Genomic DNA, 11,205 nt, shown 5'->3' with positions numbered 1-11,205 from the left:
CCTTTTCTACTTTTTGTTCTTGCAAACTCAAGTATAAGAGATTCAGGTGTTTTTTTCTTGCTTCAGGTGGCTAAACTAATTTTACAATTTGCCATTTATATTAGGACAAAATATTCTCCTCGAATTAAAATCTTTACATTGAATTCTCAAATGATAAAATAATGTAAATAGGAGAAAATTTACAGAAAAATTATGAAAATATATATTCAACTTTTATTTATTTTTGGATTTAGTCTACTTGGGGAAGCTTTAACAAGCTTTTTCAAGTTATCTATACCTGGTCCAATTATCGGAATGATTTTGCTTTTTTTGGCTTTTGAATTCAAACTGTTAAAAGTAAATGATGTGAGCACGGTTGGTGACTTTTTACTCAACAATATGACAATTCTCTTTCTTCCAGCTGGAGTAGGAATTCTTGATAAATGGGCGATGATTTCCAACTACTGGGTTCAGATTTTAATAATTATCGTTTTCGCTCTTTTCATTAATATTGGCCTACTCGGTCAACTTATCCAATTTATTAAAGTAAAATTTGAAGGGGATTATGTCACTCCAAAACTCACTTCTGTCCAGCTGGCACTTGATGTCATTAATCAGCACTCAAGAAACAAGCATCATGATCAAACAAACGAAAAAGTTTCATGGTTGCGCAGCCTTATTGAGGGTGGCAACACCCACAAAAATTAAGGAGATAAAATGATCAATACAATAAGCGTGAATCCTCTCTTTGGATTCACGCTCACCCTACTTGTTTTCCTATTGTCTGTAAGACTATTTCAAGCCTATCCTCATCCATGGACAAACCCTTTACTTATTTCAACCGTTGTCATTATTCTTATATTGAAATTTTCTAAAATTTCCTATGAAAATTACTTCAAAGGAGGAGCCATTATAAATGATATGATTGCTCCAAGTACTGTTGCATTAGCAATCCCTTTATACCGCACTTTTCATTTGTTGAAACATCACGCGCGCTCCATCATCATTTCAATTTCAATCACAACTTTAATCAATACTTTATTGACTGCATTACTTGCTAAATTCTTTGGTCTACCAAAAATTGTTGCTATATCAATCTTTCCCAAATCTGTTACAACAGCCATGGCTATCGGAATCTCTCAGAAGATGGGAGGAGTTATGGAAATAACAGTCGTTGTCGTTGTCGCAACTGGTATTTTAACAAGTGTACTTGGAATACCTATTCTTAATCTCTTTCAAATCAAGGACCCTGTTGCCCAAGGTATTGCTTTAGGAGGAACTGGCCATGCGATAGGGACTGGGAACGCAATTGAGCTTGGCCCAACACAAGGTGCCATGGCAGCGCTCGCCATTGGAGTGACAGGTATCATGTATGTTATCTGTGTTCCAATAATGGCAAAAATCATTTTAGGAATTTAAAAAAAGAACAAATTTCCTTTTTAAAGTTCTATTCATAATCATTTATACCAAATTTCATCAGTCAAAAGACGAATATAACCAAGTTTGATCCATTCCTCATCTTCGCTCAAATCGTTTCCTTCTTCAGTAGAAGCAAAACCACATTGAGTTGAAAGACCAAGGTTTTCAAGAGGAACAAGTTTTGCTGCTTCGGAAATTTTTGCCTTTATTTCAACTTTATCTTCCAATTCAGGCTTCTTAGATGTAATTAAACCAAGCACAATAAAAACATCTTTACGGGAATTCCAAATATCAGTCAAGGGAGAAAAATCACCAGATCTTGCATCATCATATTCTAAAAAGAAAGTATCATAGTTGAGTTGACCAAGATATTTGGCGACTGGTTCATATGAACCTTCAAAGAGATAGGTAGACCTAAAATTACCACGGCAGATATGAGTTGAGATACGAAGATCTTCTGGAAGACCTGCTAAAGCTTTATTTACCACATAAACGATATCTTCAGCTTGCTTTTCATAAAATTTATGTTTTTCAGGGCTATCAATCAAGCGAGCAATTAGGTAGGCCCAAGTTGTGTCATCAAGCTGAACATAACGCGCACCGAGTTCATAGAAATGTTGAATAGTATCATGATAGGTCTGCGCCAAGTCATCTAAAAATGCTTCCCAAGTTGGATAAAAATCTTCCCAAAGATCTGACCGTCCATCACGATTGGGAATCAAAGATGGGGAAGGAATAGTAACTTTAGGTGCAACACCTTCTGGAAGAACTGTTTGCAAAAATTTAAAGTCTTCATAAAAAGGATGATTTGGATTTTCTGTTACCTTGCCACAAAGCCTAACATTAGTTGTACGAGTGTTAGCACCATGAAATTTATATGAATTTTCCTGCTCATATGCTTCAATTCCATTGAGGTTCCATAGAAAATCAAGATGCCACCATGAACGGTTATATTCACCGTCAGTGACTGATTTCAGTCCAATTTGAGCTTCTTTAGCGACAAGTTTTGTAATTTCTTGATGCTTTATTGCCACTAAGTCTTCTTCCGAGATTTTTCCTTCGGCAAATTCCAAACGGCCTTTTTTCAATTCGGGTGTGCGAAGGAAAGAACCAACGTGATCGAAATGTTCGTGTGTATGTGTCATTTTATCTCCTTTTATTTTAAGGTTAATTTACCTTATTCATTTACAATTTCATTTTTTTGTATTTTTTAAAATAAGATTTTACCAACCAAAATTGATTGATTTATTTCTTGTTGTTCAAAATGTACTAACCAACCTGAAATAAAACAAACAACTAGATTAAAAAATACTAAATTTTATTTGTGACAATTTAGCGACTCAAACAACTCCTGATATATTTACATCTATGATTTATGTTCAGGTTTTATAACATTTGGCTATTATTTATTTAAAAAGTTTTACCTTTTACATTGGAAATACTTTTGGTATAAAGCGTGAAAATTCTAAAAATCATATAAAATAATATTTATTACATTAAATTATTATAAGTCACTCTCATTACTAACAATCTCAAAAATAATCCATTTTGTTAAAATTGAAATTTTTAATTTTCATATTTTATCTAACCTCTTTCTAACAAGAAAAATAAAAAAGCCTCATCTTAAATACAGACAAGGGCGAATGGTTCGTGTTACCACCTTTATTTAAAATTCCTTCACAGAAATTTCCTCAAGTAGTCATTTATAGTGCTTTAGTTAGACTACAAGCTTATATCGGAGCTGTCCGTCAGTTAGGCTGAAATCTATGAGATCATTTTCGCTGGAAAGCTGGTCCCTTTTCATTCAACGGGACTCTCTGTGCAGTTTTTACCAGTTCTCTTCTCAATTTTTGATATTAAATTGTCTGAATATAGTGTAACATAGCAACTATTTATTGTCAAAATTTTAAGAACTTATCAACTTTCGCATAAAAATCTTGCATACAATTGTCCATGTGAATCATGTGAAAGGCAAGAGGAACCTCAAAAAAATGTAAATGATAATTTGAGGTTTCAGCAAATCTATGAATTGCCAACCGTGAAACTATTTTTTCTTCTTCTGCGCCAAGTAACAATGTCTCTATTGGCAACTTATTTGCATGAGATAAAGCATATGTAGCGGCTTCAGTAATCTGACTATAAATTCGGAAGGAGAGTCGAGTATGAAAAATCCCATCATTCACGATCGCTTTAATTTTATCTTGATCATGGATCACAAAACTCATTTTTAGAGGGGCTTGGATAGAGAGCTTTTCAGAAAAGCGTCCTAAATATTTAGCAAGTACTTTCACAAAACGAGGCGGTTCATTGTTTAAACCTAGCCAAGGGCTCTCTATAATTGCTTTATCGTAGAACTTTAATATGTCCGGAACTTTTAATAATACATTTAATACGACATTTCCACCAAGTGAATGCCCAAAAATGACCCATGGTAAATTGCGAAAATCATAATCAAATTTTTGGCGAATTTCTAAAATGTCAGACAACCATAATTCATAAGACTGCAACACCCCTTGCTTTGATCTTATATTTTTTACCAATTTTCCAAAACCACGTTGATCATGAACCAGACAGATTCCTCCAAGTTTAGAAAAGTGGGCTACTACTGTCTCATATTGTTCAATATATTCACCAAATCCATGAACAATCTGGACAACAAATCTAGCTGGAAGAACTGGTCGGTAAATACCAAGACGAATTATTTCGCCATCTGACATCTTCAAATTAAGCTCCTCAATCTCCAAATTAAAGCTCCTTGAGTTTTTCTAAATCTGAGCAGAGCTCTGGAAAGGTATGATATTTATTAATCAAATTAGAGATTTCTTCATTTCGAGCTTGCTCAGATTTTGAAAGTTGTAATTTTTCTTCAAAATTTTCTAACTTTTTTTCCGAACGTTTAATTAAGTCAGAAGCAGCCTGCTTTGTCATATCCATATTTTCTGCAATTTCGGAGAGTGAAAAATCTTCAGCATAGTACATAGAAAGAGCAGCTTGTTGCTTTTCATTAAGTAATTCTTCGTAAAAATCAAGCAAGTTGTTAATAAAATTTGTTTTTTCAAGCGTCATTATTATGATTATACCAAATTAATTTGCTTAATAAATTTAAAAAGTGGGCTTTTGCTGCTTAATTTATTTGAAAAAATTCTATGTAAGTACAGCTGAACTGACATTATATTAAGTCGCTATGAAGTAAAATGATATAGCAATTTAAGTTATATTTTGATAGAATTGAAGCATGAAAACAATTGCAAAGAATTGGCAACTAGCCCTTCGAATAATACTAATCTTAGTTGCTGTTGCAATGATAATTGTGGGCTTTTTTCAGTTAAATAGTTATTATAGAGATGAGAAAACTCAGAAAACAGCCATCACTGCTACAATTGTTAAGAATTCTCAAGATAATGATGAGCAACTCTTACATTATAAATTTCTTGGTGAAGCTTATACAGTTGCTCCTCGTGATAAATTCATTCATTCATACGGAAAAGTTGGCAATGAAATTGAAATTTTTGTGCAGAACTCTAATCCTAGCAAAGCTTTCTTCCAAAAACACGCAAAGGGCGAAGAAACACTTGGTGCCATTTTCCTTGGTTGGGGATTATTGCTTATCTTAATTGCATGGTTAGAAAGACGACTACTTGGAATTCTTAAGAGGGCTGAGAAATTTGAGATCAATTGATTATTGTTTTTTCATAAATTCTATTATAAAGTCCAAACGAATTCATTCAAAAAGTAAAAAGGTAATTTATTTCTAAGTTGTATCGGTATTTTTTGAAATTATTTTGCCTAATACCTCAACCAAGACTATTTTTTCTACAATATATTTCTTATTTTCATAGTCAATTTTTCAAGATAAAAATAAAAAGTAATTTAATGATTTTATTGTGAATAATAAATCTATATGTCTTATAGAGCATTTGTGAACAGACAGGATGACAAAGCGAGAGCACTTCAAGCGATAATTTATCCCGGACGCGCCCTTTGAAATCAGATCATTCAAACCTCTTGTAAACTTTGAGGGACGTCCACAGAGCCTTTGACTTGGTGTCATAAGAAGCTTTGAGCCACTTCAGCAGAATCTTCAATTGAACCTGCTCTCGCTTGAGCTCATGACGAATCCTTTGTGGGGCTTTTCCTAAGAGTCATGCAATCTGGTGGTTCCCACTTCAGTGTTCCCTATTGTGCCAACGTTCAATTTGACGTCGTTCAATCAGTGTTAGATGTTCGCATTTTATGTTAGCATGATCTTGCATCTGAATCCTTTTCTACTTTGTTTTTTCCAAATTCAAGTATAAAGGTTTCAGGCTTTTTTCTTTCTTCAGCTGGCTAACTTAATTTGCAACTTACAATGAAAATTGTTAATTTAAGATTTACCTCGCCATTTTTCATCCAAAGTTATGACTGGAGTTCAAGCAATTCCCTAAACAGTGATTTATGTCAGCTCAATTAGTGGCATTCGATTCATTTATTATATTAGGTAAAAGCTCGCATTTTTATAGACGATAAATTCTAAGTGAGTTTTATTATGCCTAGAATTGGCAAAAAAGTACATTGAGACAAGTTATGGTCTAAAAAAGTTTTTTGAGCTCAAGACATGTTCTAAACTGATGGACTTTAGTTTGAGCCTTTCCTTGATGAATTCAACTATCACACTAAATGGTGTTTTGCTCATTTATAAATTTTAAAACATATTCATCTCAAAAATAAACTCATTTAATTTTATTTTGCCAAATTTCCAATTTATAAATAGATTAAAGCGTGTAATCAACTAGTCAATGTCAACAAAAAATGACAAACAATGTTAAAATAAGGAAGAATTTATCGCTGAAATTATAAGTATCAACAGCAGAAATTGCGTATATTTTTGAAAATACAATAATAATGAAGGAATGTAACTCTTGTTACAATGGGGGCTAAAATTTATATGGTTATACAATGGTTTCCAGGACACATGGCAAAAGCTAGAACCCAAGTACAAGAAAAATTAAAATTTGTCGATTTTGTAATTGAAGTGGTAGATGCTCGTATGCCTCTCTCTTCTCGTAACCCAATGTTAGATAGGATAATTGGGGATAAGCCCCGTTTGGTCATCCTAAACAAGGCGGACCTTGCTGAGGAAACGAATGAGTGGTTAACCTATTTTAAGAACTCTTTGGCCATGAATGCAAAAGAGCCCATTAGTACTAAGCGAATATTGAAAGCTGCTAAAGAACTGTTAGCAGACAAAATTGAGCACAATAAGGAGCGAGGAATTCAAAATATTGTTCTTCGTACGATGGTCGTTGGTATCCCTAATTCAGGGAAATCTACCCTTCTCAATACTTTGGCTGGTAAAGCTTCTGCTAAAACTGGCAATACGGCTGGCGTCACAAAATCCCAACAATGGATTCGTTCAAATAAAGAACTTGAAATTATTGATACGCCGGGCATCCTTTGGCCAAAATTTGAAGATCAAACAGTAGGACTTAAACTTGCTTTAACTGGCGCAATCAAAGATAATATATATACACAAGATGATGTTTGCATTTATGGTCTATCTTATTTTGCCGAAAATCATCCAGATCGATTAGAAAAACTTTATGGTGTTTTGCCTGGAGAATCTATTCCTGATTATATCATTGAATTAACAGCTAAATTTGGTTATAAAGATGCCTACGAACGTTTTTATAACAGATTTATCATTGATGTACGTAATGGAAAATTAGGGAGATTTTGCTTAGATAGAGTTGAAGATGCCTCAAACAATTAAAGAGATTAAACAGCAATTAACTCAAATATCAGATTTAAATGATCCTAAACTAATTGAATTTTCTCTAGATTTACGTATTGGTGTTCAAAATCTAATTCTTCAAAAGAAAAAAAAGCTTAAAGCTACAATTCTAGAGAGCAAACGTTTAGAAAAAATGTTAATATTTGAGAAAGAGCTGTACAGTCAGGGAATTAAATTTATTGCAGGGATAGACGAAGTAGGGCGTGGTCCTTTAGCCGGACCAGTCGTGACAGCAGCAGTTATCTTACCAGAAAATTGTAAAATCCCTGGTCTTAATGACTCAAAACAAATTCCCAAATCTAAACATAAAAAAATCTATCAAGAAATTCTCAATCAAGCTCTATCTGTAGCAATTGGTTCATGTTCCCCAGAAGAAATTGACGAAATAAATATCTATCAAGCCAGTCGAAAAGCAATGGCTGAAGCCGTATTGAAGCTCAATCCTTTTCCTGAGTATCTCTTAATAGATGCATTAAGGATTGATATTAATTTACCTCAAATTTCAATTATCAAGGGAGATGCAAAGTCAATGAGTATTGCAGCGGCTTCCATCGTAGCAAAAGTCACACGTGATCAAATCATGACTCAATATGATGAGCTTTATCCTGGGTACGACTTTGCTCACAATGCTGGCTACGGAACCGTCAAACATATGGAAGCTTTAAAAGTTCTCGGTGTAACTCCTATTCATCGAAAAACCTTTTCACCTGTTACAGAACTTTTAAACAAACCAATTTTATAAAATTAATAATATCAAAAATTTTTAAAAAATATTTAGAAAGGACACTACTTTGCCTACTCCCTTATATATAAGCATACATGACTATCTCAAAAGCGCAATAGAAAACAAAACTTATCAAGTAGGAATGCGACTGCCCTCAGAGAGGAAACTTTCTGAAAAGTTCAATGTCACACGCACTACTTTACGCCAAGCCTTATCCACTCTCTGTGAGGAAGGAATACTTGAAAGACGTGCTGGTTCTGGAACTTATGTCGTAGGTGAAAGGGTCCGCGAAATGATGCGAGGAACCACTTCTTTCACTGAAATAATTACTTCTCAAGGTAAGACTCCATCCAGCAAAATTGTCTCTTATACTAAAGTTTTGGCCAATAAGGTTGAGAGAGAAAAACTGGGAATTGTTTCAGGGAGCGAAGTGATAAAGATGGAGCGTGTTCGCTATGCTGATGAAACTCCTATCTGCCTTGAAATTACTTGCATTCCTTTCAATATCATTAAAGGTTTCAAGAAAGAAGATATTACACACCATTTTTTTGCAACCCTTCAGTCATCCGGGAAAATCATTGGTCGTAGCGAAAAAACCATTGCCGCCAAAAATACAAACCAAGAAATTGCTGACTATCTCAATATTAAACCGGCTTCAGCAATTCTTTCGGTAACACAAGTATCTTATTTCAGCGACGGAGAAGCCTTTGAATATGTTCTTTCTTACTACGCTGGCGACCGCTTTGAATTCTATTTGGAGCGTTAAATACTAAGCTTAAAAATTACGCTCAACTTTTTAAACATCAATCTAAAGTTGGACTTTCAAAAATAATTGGAGGTCTTTTCTTATGTTAAAATATTCATTAAATTAAGGATTAAAGTTATTTAAAATTATCCCTTTGTAAAAGATATCTGTCTAAAAAATCACGGGAGAACACTAAATAAAGAGGTTACAACTATCCAAAAAAATTCGATTAAAAGATTTTGATGTTTAAGATTTTATAAATGAGATTCTCTATGTCAATAATTACAATGTATATTTATAAAGGCTGAGCGTCTGAAAACTCAACACAGGTGATGGATATTCACTACTTTTCAAACCATACATAAAAAATTAACTTTATCATTAAAATCAATTTGATCCTAAAGTACTTAAAAGAATATTTAATTCTAATTGCATGTGCATTTTAATATCCAAATAAGAATGAATTTTTAAACTGAAAATGTTCAAAAATGGCAAAAATACTTTTATTAATAAGAACCAATTTTCCGATAATTAGCTTTATTAAGGTAGTTCATATTGTTGTACCGTGTATTTAGATGAGGTTCGGGTTTTTCCGAGGAAGGCCAAAGCCAGACTAAATCTTTATATCAATATGGTAAAGTGAGTTGCTAAAACAACTCCATAATGTAGATTTTCATGGTTTCCGTTAACAGTAAGCCTATATTCAATTCTATTGGGAAAGTTAATCCTGGCTTAAATAAATTAAAAAATTGAGCTGGCTAAGACCAATTCAATATCCTTTTTCTTAGTAAAAATTGAATAAGACAAGAAATAATTTTAATATAAAAATTATAGCTTTAAAGATCATCTCACTTTAACAAAGTCTTTTTTAAAATCTCAAAATAAAAGTTGACCCTACCCCAATTTGGCTAGACACTTTGACATGGCCTTTAAGATCTTCTACATTTTTCTTTACTATCGCGAGTCCTAAACCACTATTAACCAGGTTTGAAAAATTTGCATCAGCTTGATAAAAATTTTCAAAAACTCTGGCCTGCTGAAGCTCAGTCAATCCTGGGCCCGAGTCCCGAATTGTAAATTGTAAATTCTTTGGTCCTTTGACCAAATCGATTTCTATCTTTCCAGATTCTATTGAATAATAAACAGCATTTCCAATTAATTTATTTAAGATCAAACGCAAGCGTTGTTCATCAGTCTTAAAAACCAAAGAAGATAAATTGACGGACAAGTACAACTTCTTCTTAGCAATTTCAACTTTATATTCATCAAGTAGTTCTTCAATTATTTGATTTACATGAATTTCAACTTTTCTATTTTTGACACTAGGAGAGGTTAAAGACACGCTATCATTAATTAGTTCACCTAACCATTTAGTTTCTTTCAAAATTTTATCTTTAAGTTTAATATCAATAATTTTATCTGCGCTTATATTAATTTGATCAATCGGTGATTTAATAGCCAATGACATATTAGTTATAAAATCTGTCCGTGACTGTACCATTTGATAATAATTGCTTACATCATACATCGCAACCAAATAACGATTGTTAAGCATCTCCAATGGATTAAACTGAACTTGATAATATGAATTTATTCTTTCAAAATAAAATGTTTTATTTTGAATATCAGGGTGAACTATCTTTTCAACTAAAAAATTGAGAAATTCCGAATATGAGCTAAAGGCATCAACACTGTTAGCATTTGGAAACTCATTTTGAAAAGCCGCATTGCTTCTATGGAAAGCCCCCATCCCATCATATACAAAAATCGGAAATTGGAAAAACTCTATAAATTCATAAAGATTTTCTTTAGCTTCTCTGTTGGAAAGAATTTTACGTTGAATATCCTCTCCAAGGCCATTAAGTGCAATCGTAATCGGATCATCATCCTTTGTAATAAGGTAAGACTGTGTAAGGGGAGAGCGTTCAATATTTTTGATCTTTGCGACGATATTGCTGGTAAATTGAGTTCTCTTATATGCACGGCGGCTCAAACCATAAACAGAAAAAAACCAGAGACTCACACAAAAAATGATGATCGATGTGTTAATAAAAATGATTGGACTTCGCGTATCAGTCACTGAGAGATAAGAGGTAATCTTTCCTTCTTTTAGTATAGGGATTGTAACTTTGATTTCCTGTCGAGTCATTTCTCTCGAATAGATGGCACCATCCAATATCTTTTTAACATCCTGATTACTGACATTGGTTGAGAAGCGTTCAATATCGGAGTTAAAGGTTAGCATCGGATTTTTTTTGAGGCTCCCCCCCAATCTTTGAGCACGACTCAATACACGGTTTGTATCCAGTTGAGTTACATTTTGATCAATCAGAACCAACAAGCCAGCTGATATTACTATATAAAATAGAGTCAACAATAAGATTGATTTGACAGTGGTTTTTGAAGGCTTTTTCATTTATTCTATTTTACCAAATGAAAGTTACAAAGTACACATTTACTTTTCAACATCTTCTAAATATGGCAAATTGTAAAATTAGTTTAGCCACCTGAAGCAAGAAAAAAACACCTGAATTTCTTATACTTGAATTTGAAAGAAGACAAGTAGAA

The 11,205-nt window shown here is 33.3% G+C and carries 9 protein-coding genes and 1 pseudogene; 6 read left to right on the top strand and 4 right to left on the bottom strand.

All coding sequences use genetic code 11. The features are described from left to right. Window positions 1–192: 192 nt before the first annotated feature. Together HNQ37_RS07910 and HNQ37_RS07905 are read left to right on the top strand one after the other, a co-directional pair. Window positions 193–558 (top strand): annotated as a pseudogene (locus HNQ37_RS07910) (CidA/LrgA family protein); the annotation flags it as partial. Window positions 559–696: 138 nt separating this feature from the next. Continuing rightward, a complete protein-coding gene (locus HNQ37_RS07905; RefSeq protein ID WP_221289134.1) occupies window positions 697–1,398 on the top strand; it encodes an LrgB family protein in 702 nt (233 codons plus the stop codon). Window positions 1,399–1,436: 38 nt separating this feature from the next. On the opposite strand, the gene HNQ37_RS07900 is transcribed toward HNQ37_RS07905, so the two are convergent. The 3 genes from HNQ37_RS07900 to ylxM all read right to left on the bottom strand — a co-directional run bounded on the left by HNQ37_RS07900 (window position 1,437) and on the right by ylxM (window position 4,464). Beyond that, window positions 1,437–2,543: a vitamin B12 independent methionine synthase gene (locus HNQ37_RS07900; RefSeq protein WP_183541054.1), complete on the bottom strand. Its 1,107-nt coding sequence runs from the start codon at window positions 2,541–2,543 to the stop codon at window positions 1,437–1,439. Between the two features lie 753 nt (window positions 2,544–3,296). Next, window positions 3,297–4,115, bottom strand: coding sequence for an alpha/beta fold hydrolase (locus HNQ37_RS07895; RefSeq protein ID WP_183541051.1), 819 nt, complete (start codon window positions 4,113–4,115; stop codon window positions 3,297–3,299). A 28-nt stretch (window positions 4,116–4,143) separates the two neighbouring features. Further along, window positions 4,144–4,464 carry a YlxM family DNA-binding protein gene (gene ylxM / locus HNQ37_RS07890; protein WP_183541048.1) on the bottom strand — a complete coding sequence of 107 codons (321 nt, stop codon included), beginning with the start codon at window positions 4,462–4,464 and terminating at the stop codon, window positions 4,144–4,146. A gap of 169 nt (window positions 4,465–4,633) precedes the next feature. Between ylxM and HNQ37_RS07885 the strand changes: the two genes are divergently transcribed. The 4 genes from HNQ37_RS07885 to HNQ37_RS07870 all read left to right on the top strand — a co-directional run bounded on the left by HNQ37_RS07885 (window position 4,634) and on the right by HNQ37_RS07870 (window position 8,658). Beyond that, window positions 4,634–5,077, top strand: coding sequence for a hypothetical protein (locus HNQ37_RS07885; RefSeq protein WP_183541045.1), 444 nt, complete (start codon window positions 4,634–4,636; stop codon window positions 5,075–5,077). 1,245 nt (window positions 5,078–6,322) lie between these two features. After that, on the top strand, window positions 6,323–7,147 hold the full coding sequence (gene ylqF / locus HNQ37_RS07880) for a ribosome biogenesis GTPase YlqF (RefSeq protein ID WP_183541042.1): 825 nt from the start codon (window positions 6,323–6,325) through the stop codon (window positions 7,145–7,147). Beyond that, window positions 7,131–7,910, top strand: a complete 780-nt coding sequence (locus HNQ37_RS07875) for a ribonuclease HII (protein WP_183541039.1) — start codon at window positions 7,131–7,133, stop codon at window positions 7,908–7,910. Before ylqF ends, HNQ37_RS07875 begins: the two co-directional genes overlap by 17 nt. 49 nt (window positions 7,911–7,959) lie before the next feature. Further along, window positions 7,960–8,658 carry a GntR family transcriptional regulator gene (locus tag HNQ37_RS07870; protein WP_246415635.1) on the top strand — a complete coding sequence of 233 codons (699 nt, stop codon included), beginning with the start codon at window positions 7,960–7,962 and terminating at the stop codon, window positions 8,656–8,658. Between the two features lie 847 nt (window positions 8,659–9,505). Here the strand turns inward: HNQ37_RS07870 and HNQ37_RS07865 are convergent. Further along, window positions 9,506–11,053 (bottom strand): sensor histidine kinase, encoded by a 1,548-nt coding sequence (locus tag HNQ37_RS07865; RefSeq protein ID WP_183541036.1) that lies wholly within the window; start codon window positions 11,051–11,053, stop codon window positions 9,506–9,508. Between the last annotated feature and the right edge of the window lie 152 nt (window positions 11,054–11,205).

It is taken from the genome of Lactovum miscens (genome assembly GCF_014202895.1).
GTDB classification, from domain to species: Bacteria; Bacillota; Bacilli; order Lactobacillales; family Streptococcaceae; genus Lactovum; species Lactovum miscens.
This window is presented reverse-complemented; position numbering and strand designations above follow the sequence as displayed.

What these genes read in the sequence shown, in the direction of transcription:
- ylqF (WP_183541042.1), top strand. Translation starts at nt 6,323, where the DNA reads ATGGTTATACAATGGTTTCCAGGACACATGGCAAAAGCTAGAACCCAA.
- HNQ37_RS07875 (WP_183541039.1), top strand. Translation starts at nt 7,131, where the DNA reads ATGCCTCAAACAATTAAAGAGATTAAACAGCAATTAACTCAAATATCA.
- HNQ37_RS07865 (WP_183541036.1), bottom strand. Translation starts at nt 11,053, where the DNA reads ATGAAAAAGCCTTCAAAAACCACTGTCAAATCAATCTTATTGTTGACT.
- ylxM (WP_183541048.1), bottom strand. Translation starts at nt 4,464, where the DNA reads ATGACGCTTGAAAAAACAAATTTTATTAACAACTTGCTTGATTTTTAC.
- HNQ37_RS07900 (WP_183541054.1), bottom strand. Translation starts at nt 2,543, where the DNA reads ATGACACATACACACGAACATTTCGATCACGTTGGTTCTTTCCTTCGC.
- HNQ37_RS07885 (WP_183541045.1), top strand. Translation starts at nt 4,634, where the DNA reads ATGAAAACAATTGCAAAGAATTGGCAACTAGCCCTTCGAATAATACTA.
- HNQ37_RS07905 (WP_221289134.1), top strand. Translation starts at nt 697, where the DNA reads ATGATCAATACAATAAGCGTGAATCCTCTCTTTGGATTCACGCTCACC.
- HNQ37_RS07895 (WP_183541051.1), bottom strand. Translation starts at nt 4,115, where the DNA reads ATGTCAGATGGCGAAATAATTCGTCTTGGTATTTACCGACCAGTTCTT.